The organism is Enterococcus sp. DIV0436a (genome assembly GCF_051711605.1).
GTDB lineage: Bacteria > Bacillota > Bacilli > Lactobacillales > Enterococcaceae > Enterococcus_B > Enterococcus_B faecium.
Genome location: NZ_JBIONA010000001.1, coordinates 1096229 through 1112754, shown reverse-complemented (window position 1 = coordinate 1112754; position 16526 = coordinate 1096229). Strand labels below are relative to the sequence as shown.

22 protein-coding genes and 2 pseudogenes are annotated in these 16526 nt (G+C 37.8%); all 24 read right to left on the bottom strand.

Translation table 11 applies throughout. From position 1 onward, the window contains the following. Window positions 1–16: 16 nt before the first annotated feature. The 24 genes and pseudogenes from IGL15_RS05425 to IGL15_RS05310 all read right to left on the bottom strand — a co-directional run bounded on the left by IGL15_RS05425 (window position 17) and on the right by IGL15_RS05310 (window position 16465). On the bottom strand, window positions 17–694 hold the full coding sequence (locus IGL15_RS05425) for a DUF4310 family protein (RefSeq protein ID WP_002296962.1): 678 nt from the start codon (window positions 692–694) through the stop codon (window positions 17–19). A gap of 10 nt (window positions 695–704) precedes the next feature. Next, a complete protein-coding gene (locus IGL15_RS05420; RefSeq protein ID WP_104765292.1) occupies window positions 705–1484 on the bottom strand; it encodes a DUF4311 domain-containing protein in 780 nt (259 codons plus the stop codon). A 28-nt stretch (window positions 1485–1512) separates the two neighbouring features. After that, window positions 1513–1863, bottom strand: coding sequence for a DUF4312 family protein (locus IGL15_RS05415; protein WP_002330233.1), 351 nt, complete (start codon window positions 1861–1863; stop codon window positions 1513–1515). A gap of 15 nt (window positions 1864–1878) precedes the next feature. Further along, window positions 1879–2235, bottom strand: a complete 357-nt coding sequence (locus IGL15_RS05410; protein WP_002288314.1) for a glycine-rich SFCGS family protein — start codon at window positions 2233–2235, stop codon at window positions 1879–1881. Between the two features lie 19 nt (window positions 2236–2254). After that, window positions 2255–2587: a PRD domain-containing protein gene (locus tag IGL15_RS05405; protein WP_002291790.1), complete on the bottom strand. Its 333-nt coding sequence runs from the start codon at window positions 2585–2587 to the stop codon at window positions 2255–2257. Next, window positions 2587–4449: a BglG family transcription antiterminator gene (locus IGL15_RS05400; protein ID WP_002334339.1), complete on the bottom strand. Its 1863-nt coding sequence runs from the start codon at window positions 4447–4449 to the stop codon at window positions 2587–2589. The genes IGL15_RS05405 and IGL15_RS05400 overlap by 1 nt, the downstream gene beginning before the upstream one ends. A 487-nt stretch (window positions 4450–4936) precedes the next feature. Continuing rightward, window positions 4937–5314 (bottom strand): annotated as a pseudogene (locus IGL15_RS05395) (PRD domain-containing protein); the annotation flags it as partial. A 47-nt stretch (window positions 5315–5361) separates the two neighbouring features. Beyond that, on the bottom strand, window positions 5362–6588 hold the full coding sequence (locus IGL15_RS05390) for a zinc-binding dehydrogenase (protein ID WP_169061940.1): 1227 nt from the start codon (window positions 6586–6588) through the stop codon (window positions 5362–5364). An 87-nt stretch (window positions 6589–6675) separates the two neighbouring features. Then, on the bottom strand, window positions 6676–7536 hold the full coding sequence (locus IGL15_RS05385) for a PTS system mannose/fructose/sorbose family transporter subunit IID (RefSeq protein ID WP_104772008.1): 861 nt from the start codon (window positions 7534–7536) through the stop codon (window positions 6676–6678). A gap of 12 nt (window positions 7537–7548) precedes the next feature. Further along, window positions 7549–8004, bottom strand: a pseudogene (locus IGL15_RS05380) (PTS sugar transporter subunit IIC); the annotation flags it as partial. Beyond that, the gene (locus IGL15_RS05375; RefSeq protein ID WP_438766901.1) at window positions 7982–8137 is read right to left on the bottom strand and encodes a hypothetical protein; all 156 of its coding nucleotides are present in this window, start codon (window positions 8135–8137) and stop codon (window positions 7982–7984) included. The pseudogene IGL15_RS05380 and the gene IGL15_RS05375, both read right to left, overlap by 23 nt. Before the next feature lie 49 nt (window positions 8138–8186). Continuing rightward, complete coding sequence (locus IGL15_RS05370; RefSeq protein WP_123840293.1) at window positions 8187–8756, bottom strand: phage tail protein; 570 nt, start codon at window positions 8754–8756, stop codon at window positions 8187–8189. Between the two features lie 11 nt (window positions 8757–8767). Next, window positions 8768–9103, bottom strand: a complete 336-nt coding sequence (locus tag IGL15_RS05365) for a hypothetical protein (protein ID WP_123840294.1) — start codon at window positions 9101–9103, stop codon at window positions 8768–8770. Continuing rightward, window positions 9104–9340, bottom strand: a complete 237-nt coding sequence (locus tag IGL15_RS05360; protein ID WP_010732375.1) for a hypothetical protein — start codon at window positions 9338–9340, stop codon at window positions 9104–9106. Further along, complete coding sequence (locus IGL15_RS05355; protein WP_045172103.1) at window positions 9333–9671, bottom strand: hypothetical protein; 339 nt, start codon at window positions 9669–9671, stop codon at window positions 9333–9335. The genes IGL15_RS05360 and IGL15_RS05355 overlap by 8 nt, the downstream gene beginning before the upstream one ends. Beyond that, on the bottom strand, window positions 9658–10056 hold the full coding sequence (locus IGL15_RS05350) for a phage Gp19/Gp15/Gp42 family protein (RefSeq protein WP_016628298.1): 399 nt from the start codon (window positions 10054–10056) through the stop codon (window positions 9658–9660). The genes IGL15_RS05355 and IGL15_RS05350 overlap by 14 nt, the downstream gene beginning before the upstream one ends. Window positions 10057–10060: 4 nt before the next feature. Next, the gene (locus IGL15_RS05345) at window positions 10061–10396 is read right to left on the bottom strand and encodes a hypothetical protein (protein ID WP_192189000.1); all 336 of its coding nucleotides are present in this window, start codon (window positions 10394–10396) and stop codon (window positions 10061–10063) included. 1 nt (window position 10397) lies between these two features. After that, complete coding sequence (locus IGL15_RS05340) at window positions 10398–11309, bottom strand: phage major capsid protein (RefSeq protein ID WP_192189001.1); 912 nt, start codon at window positions 11307–11309, stop codon at window positions 10398–10400. Between the two features lie 5 nt (window positions 11310–11314). Then, window positions 11315–11779 (bottom strand): capsid assembly scaffolding protein Gp46 family protein, encoded by a 465-nt coding sequence (locus IGL15_RS05335; RefSeq protein WP_123840297.1) that lies wholly within the window; start codon window positions 11777–11779, stop codon window positions 11315–11317. 80 nt (window positions 11780–11859) lie between these two features. After that, the gene (locus IGL15_RS05330; protein WP_123840298.1) at window positions 11860–13269 is read right to left on the bottom strand and encodes a terminase; all 1410 of its coding nucleotides are present in this window, start codon (window positions 13267–13269) and stop codon (window positions 11860–11862) included. Between the two features lie 53 nt (window positions 13270–13322). Then, the gene (locus IGL15_RS05325) at window positions 13323–14087 is read right to left on the bottom strand and encodes a hypothetical protein (RefSeq protein WP_123840299.1); all 765 of its coding nucleotides are present in this window, start codon (window positions 14085–14087) and stop codon (window positions 13323–13325) included. Further along, complete coding sequence (locus IGL15_RS05320; protein WP_123840300.1) at window positions 14080–15327, bottom strand: phage portal protein; 1248 nt, start codon at window positions 15325–15327, stop codon at window positions 14080–14082. Before IGL15_RS05320 ends, IGL15_RS05325 begins: the two co-directional genes overlap by 8 nt. Window positions 15328–15476: 149 nt before the next feature. After that, window positions 15477–15812, bottom strand: a complete 336-nt coding sequence (locus tag IGL15_RS05315; protein WP_185053019.1) for an HNH endonuclease — start codon at window positions 15810–15812, stop codon at window positions 15477–15479. 275 nt (window positions 15813–16087) lie between these two features. Further along, window positions 16088–16465, bottom strand: coding sequence for a GNAT family N-acetyltransferase (locus IGL15_RS05310; protein ID WP_438766890.1), 378 nt, complete (start codon window positions 16463–16465; stop codon window positions 16088–16090). Window positions 16466–16526 lie beyond the last annotated feature (61 nt).

The window sequence follows — 16526 nt, the reverse complement described above, 5'->3', positions numbered from 1 at the left end:
AATGACCCTCTTTCTATTAATTTACTGCCGGGAAGATTGCTCCTAAAATCATTGCTCCTAAAATAGCACCTCCAGCAATTGGTTTTTTCCAAGCATAGAATCCTAGTGCTCCTAATGTAGCGCCAATGCCGATTGGAATAGATGCTGCACACGCGCTTAATATAATTAATGGACCCAAAAAACGTCCAGATGAATTTCCTGCCCCCATCATGACGTCAGCACCAAAAGTGGAATTTGATTGATTGATCGTAAATTTACGAATCAAGACAATGATGCCACCAACAATCAAACCTAGAACCAAACCAGTCAATAAAGAGAGTGCAAAATTATCGATTGGTGCCGCTATTTTCATACTTAAGAGAATTGCTGGTACCCCAATTCCGATCCCAGTTAGGATCGAACCGCCTAAGTCCAAGATCCCAACTAAAGAGCCTTCTAAAATTCTGGCAAATAAGAAACTAGCACCAAACGCTGCCGCTGCGCCATAGGATCCGCCATCCAGCCCGGCTTTTAACATCGCCACGATCGAAACTTCATTGAATGCACCCACACCATACATCACATACATGTGTGTTCCTGCAAATACAGCAGCGGACATAATTCCTACGATTAGCGGAAAAGACCAGTCTGCAAACCAAAAGCTCTTTTGCCGCTTTGCTTCTAATACTTTTGCTTGTTCTTCTGTTGTCTCCATGATTCTCCTCCTATTTCACACTAAAGATGTTGTGCAAGTTATCAAGCCAATTAGGCACTTGAAGCTGGAAGCTCTTGATCATTTCCATATCAAATCCACGGAAAAATCCACTGAAAATAAATAATAAAACAATAGCGATCATCATGCTCTTCGTGACGCGATTCCAACCGCTCTCATCGACGCCTTTACCAATCAAGATTCCTAGAACAACACCAGGTACCGCATTTCCCATAATCAATTGCGCGATACCACCAAAAAGAGTGCCCCAAAAACCAGTTCGTTTCCCTGCGTCTAAAGCTGCCAACCAAAAAATAACTGGCATTACTGTATTGATCAGAATCGTCGCTGCTGGTACCAAAACGGAAACCGCCGTCACTTGTAACGCCTCTGGAATTGCTGCAGCTGTTGTGTTTAAGAAGGCTACCACCACTGCCCCGATAACCGCTCCAATGATCCCCATTTTTTTCGGATCATGCATGGTCTGGGTGACATCTTTTTTTTTTGCTAGAAGTGCTGCCGCTGCCCAATTGGGAATGATTCGATGCGTCACATCTTGTGTGAATGCACCAGCACCAACTGAAGAAGCCCATGCATTAAAGAAAAAGCCTAAACCAAATGAAAAATGAGAAGCTGGATCACCCATGCAGGCATTCATTTCGCCTAATGTTCTAAAAGCTCCTAAACCTTGTGTATTAGGTGCATGAAACATTCGAGCTGCCCCGACAGATGCTGCAAAACCAAGTAATCCCCCGATAATGACCGATTTGACTAGAATGATTACGAAATCCACGTTATTCTTTCCCCCTTATGATTCAAAATTAGATTTTTTTAGTTACAAATGGAATGGCAATCCCATTTGGATCTTCAATCATTTGCTGGCTGAACGATATGTCTGCCAATTTTATTTCTGTTACAGCCACAGTAACAGAGAGTTCGACTTCATAGCTAATACGTTGCCGTGGGAAGAAGAAAAATAGAAAGCGTTCTGTGTATTTGTTTTCGACCGCCTTTAAAATATCCACATTGACTGGTTCGATTCGCAATAATACGTTTGATTGTTCCATTATTTTGTTTTGAATTTCTGCTAACGCTGATGCAAAAGCATGTTGCTTTGTTTCCCCTTTACCGGAGACGATAACTTTTTGCTGAATTGTCTTTTGAACGCTCATTTCATGTCCCTCTTTCTATTTTCCATGCTTTTTGATAAATTCTTCTGTCAGACGTTTCCCTAATTCCTCTTGATCCATAAAGCCGAAACCTAGAACAGTTTTGCCATCCTTGATAGCTGTGATCCCTTCTTCAATCGAACGCATACCATGTCGTTCTGGATAGCCATATTTTGTTGCTGCTGTTAATGCACCTGCACCACCACTACCACAAAAAGAGATACCCATATCTGCATGCTCTTGTTGCATCACATCGCCCAAACGCATATCTGCCCCCATTCCTGGTACGACAACTGCTTTTCCACCAGCTGCTTCTACCCCTTTGGCCACATTTTGTCCTTTACCCATACGGTCTGCAATAACTACTTTAATCATGATTGTTTCCTCCTAAATATTAATTATTTTTTGCTGTTTCAAAATGAATCGACAAAACATATATTTCATCATCGGTTAAATTACCGATACTTCTAACTATTTCATCAGAAATAGTTATGGCTTCTTTGGATACTTCTTTGAACAAATCCCGATCGACTACGGGAATCGTTTCCTTTCTTTGAGAACGTTTCAGCATCTCATTCAAGTGATTAATTAGAATGGTCCACTGCAACTCGGTTGGTACAATAGCATGTTCTACTAATCGCTCTTCAATTAGATCAATCACTTGTTTTAACTTTTCCCGATTTTGACTTTCCTCGATAATTTTTAAAGCCTCGTCTGACATTTTCACTAACTTGACGCTCCTTCTTTTATATATGAGAATAATGCACTGATTTCTGACTGATTGATTCCTAAATTATTTTCTGCAAAAACTGCTTCGATTTTTCCTACCAGTGTTCCTTTGTCTAAAATAATCTGGTCTGCTTGACGACCTTCTGCCATATATTGTTGATCAAATGTGATACGATGAACCATTAAGAATACATGAAGCAAAAAAGCTTCTCGATATTCTTGGATCAATTCTGCTTCCAAAATGACAAGTAAACGTTCATAAATCGTATAAGCTTTCAAAATCAATTCCTTGCTAAAGTCTTCTAAAGTATCTTTATTGATGGACGTTTCTCTAAGATTCAAGTTATGCCTTTCCTGCTGATTGGAAGAAGCAAGTATTTTTTTTATTATTTGTTGAATTTTTTTCAAGTCCTGTTCAGTGGGTAATGGATGGACTTTGATGAAAGGACGATCGATGCCATTGATTGGAAAAATACTAATCACCAAATCAGGATCTTTGGTGGCAATCATTTCTTGCGCATTCAATACTGAAGCAAATGCCACGATAGTGATATTATTTAATTCTTCATTGATCTTTTGCTTGATCAGACTAGTCACACCCAACCCTGTTGAACAAATGTAGACGGCTCTAACGCTTCGTAGATCTTCTTCTCTTTCGTAGGAAACCAAAAAGTGTAAGGCAATATATGCCACGAAAGAATCATTGATCAGAATATTTTGTTCACTTATTTCTTGTCGAACTGCTTGCTTGATCGCATCAAATAATTCCGGGTATTTCTGCTTGATATCTTCTTTAAAAGGATTATATTCATTGACAAATTTTTTCTTTCTCGATAATCGCATGGATAAATGAGCATACAGATTCGTCAACAATTGTGGATCTTGATAAAAAGAATGGTTGATTGCTTTACTTACTTTATAAATCACATTCTCAACTAGTTTCATGACGTCTTGCTGGTGAATCGTGTCGAATGTATCACTATAGATATAATGATATTCATCCTCGAACAGTGGCAACTGATAATAATCAAAGACCTGCTGCATGACGCGATAAGAAAGATCGTTTTTGTCTAATTCTTGTTCAGCAACCAATTGATAACGACCAATCGTAGCCTCTTTGCGTAAGCGAACGGTAGCAATTGTCACTCGAATCAGAATATTTAGTAATTCCGCGTAATTCAGTTTCTCTAGATTTTCAAATTCCAGTAAGTGCCGCATTCGAATGATTACTTGATTAAATACCTCTTGGATAGGTGTAGCAGTAGCAGAATACATTTCAAAGTATTCAGTCTCACCGCCATTCAATAACAATGACATTAATTTATAAATGTCATAATCCGTGAACTCTTTTTGAAGAATCTCTTCAATCGTTAATCGAACTAGACGTTCTTCTCCTGTGATCCAAAAACCCTTTCGCGCCTGACGATTCAAGGTCAATCCTTCCTTAAGAAAATTATTTTCCAGCACATCTAAATCATTCATGATCGTATCTTTGCTGACATCTAATGCGTTGGCCATTTTCATTCCAGTAATAGCTTCTTTTGTTACTAAAAGCATAATTAGTAAACGTTTGATTCGGAGACTTTGATCTGCAAATATTTCAAAACGATTAACATCCATCAATTCGCTTTTTAATTTGATTCGATCAGAGCTACTAATATTCATCCAAATTCCCTGACTACGTTTGCTATATAGGACTTGCTTCCGCTCATTCAGCCACTCTCTTATATCATCTAGATCGTATTTTATCGTCCGAACACTAACATTTTCTTTTTCAGCCAACTTTTTGATTGTTACCGGTTCAGACATTTCCACCAAGTAAATCAAAAGCTGCCTTTCTCTTTTTGTTAGCTGCTGCATTATCATCTCTCCTTACATTGCTAATATAAGCGTTTTCTAAACTAACGACAATATGAAATGTTTGCACTTAACTAAGTGCAACTTATAGCTTTTTAACTAATATTACAGAGTTTATCTATTATAAAGACGACTACATGTACTGTTAAAAAGCGTTTTTTATTGCACTAAGTCGTAATATAAATAATCAAACGCTTTTTCAAATTTTTTAAATTAAAAAATTGAGAACAGCTTTCAATATCTTAAACCGTATATTCTCTAAAAATATCATGGTTTACACGTTCTATCCTAAATAAAGTTTGACTGGATCACCATACAAAAATTAAACTCCATGTAGAATAATACGCGGCTGACGAATTCCTACATGAAGCTTATCTATGACTATAAATATTTAAAAGTAATGAATAAAAGAAAACTAATCAATGATACACGTTTAGTGGTATTGATCATACTCAAATAAAAAATATTCAAACAGACGGATTCATACTTTCTATCCCGCTAAAATTTCATAAAGTATATATAATTCCCATGTCGATATTTTGATTTTATAAAACTGTTCCAAGGTATAGAAAATCGTTTGTGTATTTTGATAAAACAATTTGTTGTTGATTTTCAGCTGGTTGATATCTTCTGGGACTGGATAGTCTTTTGCACCAAGTATCGTTCGTTCGACCATCAAAGCTAGATGCATCATTAAATTGAACTTCATTTTAGCATTCAACTGAAGACTGAATCTTTTCTCGCACTTTTCTACTACATCTTCTACTTGCCGGATAATTACATCAGGGTTTAAAAATTCGAGTTTTTCAGATAAGCCTTCTTTTGAAAAGAAATGGATGAATTCGTTCGTTAATAATGGAATGGTATTTATCACCTATCTATAGTAGAAGATGGGTGATAAATACCTAATTTAATTTAAATATTTACATAGTTTTCTAAAACATATTTTTCTGCTTCTTTGTTCCAAATACCATGTGTTTTCATTAATATTCTCCCTAAATCGGAATTTGTATCAATTTCTGTTAATTTCGTTAATTGAGCTTGCTTATGAGTATAAACTAATTTTTTACCACCGCCGATTGCTGGCTGATTTAAAGTAGTTTCCCCCACCGCATCTAAACCGAGAATATGTGTAACAATATTTGCCACCGTTACTTGTTTGTCTTCGATTAATTTCACTGCTTTTCGCATATCTTCAGTATTTCCGCCTGAAGTTCCAACGAAATGAGTAAATGAGTAATGAACATCATAAAAGTTTATATTAGCAGAAAATTCTTTATCTTGTGGACCTGCAAAGAAATTCAAACAACCATCTGGGTTTAACATTGCCGCTGCATCACTAACAACTGAATTTACAGGAATCATAACAAAAATATCATCAAATCCACCGCCAATTCTTTCTTTCAAAAGACTGACTTGATCCTCCACATTTGCTACATTGACATATGAAACTTCAATTCCATTCTGACTTGGATATAGTTTTTCTGCGCGTACTAATTTTTCTGAATCACGATCTGTCACAACCAAGTTTTTCGGTTTGATTGGACCATGTAACGCATAATCAATCGCCAATAAGCCCATTGGTCCAGTACCACCCATAATCAATAAGTTGCCATCAGGTTTGATCCCCATTTTGTGTTCGTAAGAACCTTCTTTTAAATGATAATTTGCTTCAAAAGCACCGATAACACAAGACAGTGGTTCGACCAACGAACCTTCAAAATAAGTCTCTCCTTTATAAGGAATCAAACAATCTTGATTCATGACATCTTCCGAAATTACGATATATGTGGCATCGCCACCTGTATAAGGATATGAATAACCGGGACAGTCTGGACGATCTGGCAATTGCAGATTCGCCTGCAAAACATAGCGCTCACCTTTTTTATATTTGTGCGCCCATTTCCCACCAACTTCCAATAGTTCACCACAGAATTCATGACCAATAATAATTGGATTTTCTGCAAGATCATTTGGTGCTTTTTTATGATTTGCTCCCTGATTTGCTAATTTCCATGTTGACATACAAATACTATCAGTAATTACGGATGCTAAAATTTCATTTTCTTTGATTTCAGGTAATTCAAATTCTTCCAAACGCAAATCTTTCTTACCATATAATCGTACTGCTTTTGTTTTCATTCTGCTTCCCCCTAAGTTTCTATTAGCAAATTCTTTTTTAAGCTTCTATCCTCTTGATTGTTTCTTTAATCCGCATCGTTTTCCTGACTAAGTTAAAATGCCTGACCAATAGCCAATGATTCCCACTATGAATAAGATAAAGATCAAAACAATTGGACTAACTTTTTTCTTCAGTAAATACATCATCAACAATGTCAAACCTAAAGCAGGCAATCCAGGTACTAGATCATCTAAAACATTTTGAACTGTGGTAGTAATAGTCTTTCCGTCTGCACCTGGTGTTTTTGAAACCACCAATGGGATATTGATCGTCGTCCACTTTGTCACCAATACACCCATAATGAATAAGCCGAGAATCGTTGCTCCTTCGGTCAATTTTTGTAATAAATTTCCTGATAAATCTTTCACGATATCCATTCCTTTACTGAATCCGTAAGTCAACCCAAACCATTTCATTGCTAATCGAATTGCATTAAAGGCAACAAAAAACAAAATTGGTCCCATCACATTGCCAGACAGAGCCAATGATGCTCCTAATGCCGCCGTAATGGGACGTAACGTACCCCAGACTAAAGGATCTCCTACGCCGGCCAATGGCCCCATCAACCCAACCTTTAAACTATTGATTGTCCCATCATCAATATCTGCCCCATTTGCTCGAGCTTCCTCCATCGCCATCGTTACACCAATAACTGGTCCACAGACGGCCGGGGTCGTATTAAAAAAGGTCAAATGACGCTTCAGGGCTTCAGATTGTTCTTCTTTAGTTTTATAAATTCTACGGATTGTTGGAATCATATCCACACAAAATGCTAGTGCATGAATTCGTTCGTAGTTAAATGATGCCTGTTGAAAATTTGAAAAGACAAATGTAGTCATTAAATCTTTTTTTGTTAATTGTGATTGCGTATACATTTCTTTTTTATCTACCATTGGAGTGTTTTCCATTTTGTTTGCCCCCTAATCTTCTAATTCATCATCGGCTAATTCACCAGAAACAACCACCGCCACATGATTGTTTTGAACTTCATTTTTATTAAAGTTTGGATTCAGCTGTACATAGATTAATGCGGTAATCAAACCGACAATCCCAAATGCTAACAAACTAAATTCCAAATAACCGCCCATGACGAATCCTAAATAGAAAAATGGCATCAAATAAGCAACGCTCATCATGTTCAAGACCATCGCATAACCAACAACTACGATAAACCCACCAGCAACTGCCAAACCACCTGTGATCACATCTGGAATCATATCCAGCATCTTTGTTACCATCTCCGCGCTAACAAATGCCGCTACGATCGTTGCTGGAATCGCGACGCGCAAAGCTTGGACGAACAAGGCACCAAAATGTAGGAAAATGATTTTATTGAAATTTGCTTTCTCCGCTTCACGATCTGCTGCATGCTGAAATATCTTTAACTGCTAACGTCCAGGAAGTAGTTTCTGAATACCCCATAAACGTCGCTTCATGCGGATCAGATTCATTCGCATTGCCATAATGAATCACATAAGCCTGCGCCCCATCCACAGCATTCCAAGACATACTAATTGATCCATCTTCATTTAGTGTACCTTGGACGCCTCCGGGAGCATTAGGGTGCAGGTGTTGATTTAGGTTTTTGAATGTATTCGATATGAGTATCTCCATTTTCATCTGGCATAGCGGTTAAAGTAGTTTCATACCCAATTGCATCCTCATCAGCATAGCTAATTTCTCCAATCTCTGAAACTGTCGCATTTGGGATAACGATACGTTTCAAAACTCCAGCTTTCAACACCATATCTACAACTAAGCAATGTGCTTCTAATAGCGTAGCGTTAGCTTTAATCGTGATCATTGTATCTAAACTGCCAGATACGTTATTTGGACCATATACTTCTTTCAATACTTCTACATTTAACGCTTCAATCAACGTATAACCAAAAGTATCAGCTTTTTCACTTTGTACAACATCGACTGTATCGCCGCCCCAAGCTTTGATTGTGTCTGTTTCAGGTGTATTGTTGTTTGTTAATCCATCTTCTGAGATATAACCCAAACTTTTAAAAGCATCGTCTAATTCAATTACTGCATCAGTCGGCAAAGTTGTCCCTAGTGGTGCCGAATAAATTGCACCGCCAATCTTTGGTTTTGCTGTTGATACATTTTCTGTTTTTGACATCTGATTCCCTCCTAATAATGGTTGATATCAAATACTGCTTGATATCGATATTCTTTAGTTGTCGTATCTGTAAAATTGTAGTCACTATTTAATTGAACATTGCTAATCTCATCAAGTTCGATCATATTTTCAACTACTTCTTTCAGTTCTTCATTTAGTTTTGCAGCATCATACATCGATTTCGCATAACTTTGAAAAGCAAAGGTGGACGATGAAAGATAATTACGTTTTGAGCTTCCTGTTTTTTCAAACAAAATATAACTATCTGGCATCTTCCCGCTTTGTTCTAAAAAAGACGGTACAGATAAATGACTATCGAGATATTGCTTAATAATGATCTCAATCATTTAACGCACCGCCTTCAATAAGGTATTATTTTTCATATTGTCTCTTTTGGCTTTATAGGAGTCAGCATAGACCATCGCATTTGCACGAGTTTTCCCGACATAGACATCTTGTGCGTATCCTTCTCCCGCGCGATTCTTAATGGCTGTTGCCTTTTCAGTCAATACACCTTGCATTTCAGCCGATTTCAATAATTGACCGACTCCGGAATAATTGAGCTTGAATTTATTTTTAGCCATAACGCTCCACCATCACTTTCTTATTCCAATCAAGCGGAATGAGTTCTTCAATCCCTTCGAGAGGAATTCCAAATACACGCCATCGTTGGCCAAAGAATTTGACCTCCTTATCTTCCCAATCGTGTGTATCACTTTTAGGAATAGCCAACGTATATACGGCTTTTTTACCGGTCAGCGTCAATTGGTTCACAATATCATCAGACGATGTAGGGCTTATCAGAACATTTTCAATTTCGATTTCTTTATCTTCAAAAATAGGATTTCCGAATGGATCTTTTCCTGTTTGGATTTTATCGACAAGAATAACGGTAATTCCTTTAATCTTGGCCATAAAAATCAATCACCCCATAACGTTGACGACGTAGCCCTAGACGACTTAATTCAGTATTCTTGATAAACAAGCCACCACCAGGAACCAGGTATGATCCTGACCAGGAATAGCCCAATGCACTTTCTGTTGTTTGAGTCATTGGCTCCTGATCAGTTGACGTCATAAGTGTTCGCGCAACGATATCAACCGTCACTGACTTCACTACATTTGTGAAATAAGGTGGCTTTTCATTGATCATCTTATCTAAGTCTTTACCCACTCGTCCGGCTTCTTCACGTAACGAGTCAGAAACAATAATAAGTAGTTGCTTAGCACGTTCGGTTTCATCAGGCTTTAATTTACGCCATAGATTTTCTAAATCCTCAATCGTTGCAAAAGGCTGCATTTAATCACTTCCTTTGCGACATCATTAACTCATACAACTCTTGTTTCTTAGCAGTGGCACTGTACTTGACACCAAAAGCATCTAGTTCTTGCTTGATTTGAGGAACAGTGATTGAGTCAAAAGCTGGATCGCCGGTTTTAGTTTCTTGATCAGGCTCTTCTTGTTCTGTATTTTGATTTTTTTCTTCTGCTATTTCTGAATTATCAATTTCTTCCGCTTTTTGCTCATCGTTCTCTCTTTCAGTTAAATGATGCTTACTTTCGACAAGAGCCCAATTTCCACCGGAAATAGCGAAAGAGCTGTCAAAGACAGCTCCCGTAACTTTGTTCTTATAACGCATTTTATTCGCCACCCTCCGTTGCTTTTTCAACAATACGCGCGAATCTTTCAGGCGCTAAGATTCCCCAGCCAAGAAACGCTTCTGCGCGTACATAAATTTGGTTGTGTCCCTTCAAATCCATGCCAGAGTTGTCTGGATCACCGTATTCAATGATTTCCATTGGAATCTCCTTTGCATAACCCCATTTAAAACCTTCGGTAAAATCACCGATGATCGCGCGGTCGTTTTCGCTGGCGTTCATATCTGAAACAGTTTTGTTAACATCAACTGACAATCCATTAATAGTCGACGGTGCATTACCCCAAGCCAAATCTGGGAACATTGGATTACCTTGCTTATCTTGTTGTTTTGCTAGAGCTGAACGAAATGAAGGATTAATTGCCATTCCATTAACTTCTCCTTCTGAACCAGTTACTAATTCAATTGCACTTTCTACAGCGCCATTTGGATCTGCAAGCCCTGTTTCCATTTCTACTTTCTGCGTTACCTTAGCGTCAAAATGGTTGGTTCCGATCACAGTGGATGGTTGCCCCGTTCGCGGATTAACTCCATGAAAGCTCATTAAATCGATCCCACGAGCTACTTTTTTTGCAAAACCATCGTTAAAAGACTCAAGAATCTCAATTTGTTCTTCTTCTGAAGCGTACATAAATTCATCGGAAATACGTGCGCCGTATTCAATTTTGATCGGCGCCATTTTTTGCGGCGTTAAGGTCATCCCGCCATGAGATTTAGCTCCGCTTTCTGCAACAATATCGATTTCTGAATCCATAGTAAAAGTGAACACTTTCTCACCGTTGAACGGAATAGGCTTCTGAGCGGACAAACGAGCCAACGAGCTTTTACCTGTTACTTTGCTAATCAAATCTGTTACTAATTTCGGGTCAAATAAAGTTCCTTTTTCTAATGTCATATTTTTTATTCTCCTTCTTTTTTAAGTCCATTTAATAGTTTTTTATAAGCAGTGTTTTTATCATCGCCTAAAGGTGGTTCTATATTTTTCAATGGTGGCGGTGTTTGTGGCTTCTTGCCGACAAAACCAGCTAAACGTTCTGCATCAGCTTTGATACTTTCCTCGTCATCTCCGACCAAGCGATCCGCTAAATCAACGGGCAATCCGTTTTGCAACGCGATTCTAGTTCGCAAACTTGCTGTTTCATATTCAGCAATTTTTTTATTAAGATCAGCCACTGTTTGCTCATGAGACTTTGTAGCAGCGTTTGTTTCTTCGATGGTTGATTTCAAAGTACCGACTTCATTTTCTAATTCCGCATTGCGTGTCTTAATTGCATCGTAATCTGCGAATTTCTCTTTCTCACGATTCAATCGCTCCTGGATAATTCGGTCCAGTTCCTCTTGTGTTTCAATTATTTTAAATGTCATGATAAAAATCCTTTCTCCTGCTTGCCCGGCAGTTCGGTAATTTTGTGTATTAAAAAACGACTATCAAAATTGATAATCGTTTAATACCTAATTTGTTGTTTTTTCTTAGGTTTGTTGATACTACAAGCCCAATGTGCTAAAAGCGCACTATCCATAAGACTGATATCCATATCTTCAAATTGCGATTTATAACCAAACCCACCGTTTGAACCAATATTTCTTTTCTCACTGTTCGTAACGACTTGTGTCAGCGATGGTTGGTCACAATGACAGATTCCTTTTTGGAAAATTCCTTGTTCCCAAAGTGAATTGGCAGTGACAATCTCTGACACTTTTGGTAAAATGGGCTCTTTCAGTTTGAAATCCTTCATTTCTTCAGCAAGGATATTTTGACTACCTGCTCCATCTATCACCACTTTTTCTACATTGGCTTTTTTAAGAAAATTGATGATCCATTGATTTCCATTTCTGACTGATTGACAGTCGATGGATTCAACGAATATTTTTCCGGACAAAGTCCGAACAGCAATACTCATCGCGACATTTGCCCCATCATTTCCGTATTTGATTCCAACATATAAAGGCCCTTTCAACACAGGCAAAGCATTCACTTTTAGTGCTTGCCAGTCGGTTTCTGATATTGCTGATTTCTGGTTGTATTTTGGCCAGTATCCGAGACGCTGAACATTGTGGTCCAATTCATCTTCACCGAGTTCGGCTTCAATTTTTCGTTCATTCAAATGGTAACCCATTGATGGATTGGAATTGTACCAGGCTTCCACGTCATGAATATCTTTAATTTCATCAACCGACCATTCCGCCCATCCTGAATACTTTGATTTCCCAAATAACGTATTCTCACGATAATTAGTGAATACTGTCCCACTAGAAACTGGCGTCGGCGGTGTTCCACACATAATAGTCAACGGGTTATCGCTGTCAGTAACGGTATATTTCAAGGCTGACTCTTGTTCAGTGGTATATTCTTGGGCTTCGTCAATAACCAGGAAATCAAAGCCTTCACCAAGACCACCGCTAGATGTTCTGGTACGAAATTGGATCACACCGCCTGTTTCATATAATTCTAGCCGTTCCTGTCCTTTAGCTTTAATCGAATTGAAATCTGTACCTTCAACATAGCCACATTCTTCAAGATATTTTTTTAGTTTTTCAAATGAAGAATGAGACGTGCTGATTCGATGAGCCGTGTGCAAGACGTTTAGTCCATTTTCCAACGCCCATATTTCGACATCGTAAACAACTTCCGTTTTACCATTCCGCCGAGGTATAGAGAATCCAAATTTTTGGTGAACCCATAATCCATCATCATCAACAGCCATGATCGCCTTTAGCATGTTTACTTGCCATTCGTAGCATTTACGGCCTGTCCGCTGATAATAATCAATCGCTTCTTGATATAGAGATTTGTCATATGGAAGAATTACCGATTGAGTAGGATGCTGATTACCAAGTCGTGCTTTAGTAGTCATAAATATCCCCCTTCAATCTCAATCACGCATGATAACCCTGTCGCTGGGATAAATTATTGCTTACTTTTTCTTAAATTCAACATTTTACGATTTGCAATTTTTTGTTCTTTTTGTGAGTCTCTCCAAGTTTTTGACCATACATCCTGTTTACGTCCATTACCTGGATTATAATCAACCGTACATCGACACCTTTCATGTCTTTGATAGACTTCTTTAGGTGCTTCATAGTATCCGTAAGTTCCTGCCAAACGACTGCACCACTCACAAGCATGTCCTGAAACTTTACGAGTAATTTGGGGTTGTAAACCTGCTTTTACATGAAACTCCGCATTGGCTTTGATTCCATCATCTACAATACTTTGACTAAAATTTATAATCGGATCATCTAAAAGCCATTTGATTGATTCAAAATCTTCTTCGCTTGAAATTCGATTGACTATCCCATCAATACGATCTTGATTAAATTCTGGAATTTGTCCTTTTAATCTGAGGTTTGCAGTACGATTCAATTCTGTTTGTACGTCTACGATAAAATTAGAAATCAAATCGTAATTTTTTTTCATTGTTGGATTTAAAATTCTATCAGCGATATTGAAGTACATTTTTCCATCAGGAAGAACTTCGGCAGTGATTTTGGTTCTTAACACGTCAGATAAAATTTCGCCTATTTCTATTGCAAAATTGTTCGCATCCAAATAGGTAGCTTTTTTATCCTGCAGCAACAGAAAAGCTTTTTTTAATTTTTTACTGTTATAAGTTCGCTTATCAAATTCATTTTGAATTTCTTTGAGCAAAGCTGGCACAATATCGTTATCCATTTGTTTCAGCTCCTTTAATACCCGTCAGATCCCGCATGACTTCACTATTAACGTATCCAGGCATTGCTTGATTTAACTTAATAGCTCCGTCACCAATCAATGATAAAGCACTTGCATCGGCTTCGAATAACGGTTCCCATTTAGGTATAGTTTGATTGAATTGGTAACGATAATATGGATAATCATCTCGTAAACATGCAGCTGTATACGCCACATTCAATAAACCAGATCCAAGAGAGCGTTGCGCTTTTCGTCCTGCGAGACGCAAATTTTCATGACTTGCTTTGATTGCTTCTACGCTCGATGGGTTATCTGATGCAAATCCTAGATCGTCCATCGTTAGTCCCATTTCTCCAGCAAATCCAGCAGCTGCTGTTTTTAATTGTTCAGTGAAAGGCGTCATGCTTGATGTAGTGAATTGTCCAAGTGTCGGACTATCTCCTTCCTCATCTTTCGTAAAATCTAGCATACTTGATACGGCGGCTTTCCAGCTGTCCATCGGTTCAGAATCCTGACTTCTCCCAAGTACATACTTTTGTGGGAATGAATAAAATTCAGCGGTCACGTCAGCACGTTCAAGCGTTCGTTTAGCATAGCGCTGATAATACATTCCTGAACGAGTAATACGAGAACGTCCAAATGGTCGTACCGGATCTGGTCTATGGATAATTGGTACTAACAATGGATGGGGAAAACTGTGTGTGCGACGATCGTTTTCCTCATCAAATTCTTTACCTTCATAATAATAATCGGTATATCCAGGACTAAAATAGGCTTCAATGGTTGGCCTGTTGTACTTATCTCTTTCAAGAACTGCATAACCTTCTGTTAACAAACCAGTAATCGGATCGATGACACCAGTTGCATTGCTTGCCTCGATAACTTGTAAACGTGGCATATCACCCTCACCTTTTGAGACATAAACAAAAGTGCAGGATGCAATTAAAGCCGAAAGCACTGCGCTATCAAAAAATACGTCTGGATTGTTAGCTTCGAAAATTTCATTTACTTCAAAATCATCATGAGCAAATTCACGAAAAACTAAACGATCAGCGAGAGCATCCACGCCTTTTGAACACCAACCCAAAACTGATCGATATTTTGATCTAATTGCTGGTGGAATTGTTATTCCAATAGGTGGATCATAATGTTTCATCGCATATTGCTTATAACGCATATCCACACGACTTTTATGCGTGTTTAACTTATTTCGCAAGTATTCAATACCTTGCAATTCCATTTAATCAACTCCTTTCAAAGTTCGCGCGAGAAAAAATGTACAGTGACTGCGTGAAGTACGAAGCAACCACCGGTGGGGGAGGTATGCCCCCTTTGTTCTTTCGCTCACGGCTTTTAAATTTATTTTTAGTATCTTTATACCTACTTCTTTTAACCACTGTATAAAGTCCAATCAAGGCTTTTAGGAAGGTTCCTATTTCCGATTACTTTTGGTTCTTCTTTTTTATTATTGAATAGTTTGTCTGACTTCTGTCTGTTACAAGTCCAATGCGCCAGCTGTAAGTTTTCAATCGCTGAAGGATGGCCTCCTTTGCTTATAGGAATAATATGATCAATAACTGGACTCATTGGATCAGGAGCTTTCAGTTTCTTATTGATTGGCTTCCCACAAATACCACAGACATTCTCAGTCTTAAGCAGCCTCTTTCTATTCTTGTCGAATGCAACACGGTGAGCGCCTTGTTTATCAGCCCTAAGAGCCATGATACCTTACCTCCTTTATGTAAAATAAAAAGACCACCTCGAATTGAGATGATCTATCACCATTCAACTTTCCCACATTTCACACATCCAAAGAATTTATCACAATTACGTATATATAAGAACACAAAGTCATGATTGCATTTTCTTCTTTTCCAAAACGACAACCTTTTTGTTTCTGCAAATCGTTTTCGATCCTTGTCTAATTGATCCATATTATATCTCCTTTACGAAAGATAAAAAGACCACTCAAAGAGTGATCTGTAAATCATAAAACATCATCAGCTATCGAATATTACTTCTAGTGAGCGTTCGATACCTAAATGTTTTTTATAGAAAGTCTTTAGTTCTTTTTTATTCATACTATTTTTTCGATTGTAACCTGAAATATTTTTTTGATTAGGGCATACATCCATTCGAATTCCAACGTATTTTATTTTTGCAGCAAACTCTGCTAATCTCTCTAAAAAATATGAAGCTATACCTTTGCGTCTATCTTCGGGATCTGCGACATATATGAAATTTAATCTTAAATAGGACGGACTATTTTCTTTTTTCAGTTTTTCTATTCCTTTACTAGGAGATAAAAAATCCATTACAAAAATATCATCTCCGTTTTTATTTTTCAATGTAAATTTAATTCCATATTCCGTCTCCATTCCTTCATGAAAATGATAAGTAATCTCTTCTTCTTTTAAAGCTTCCGGTAATCCCCATAAC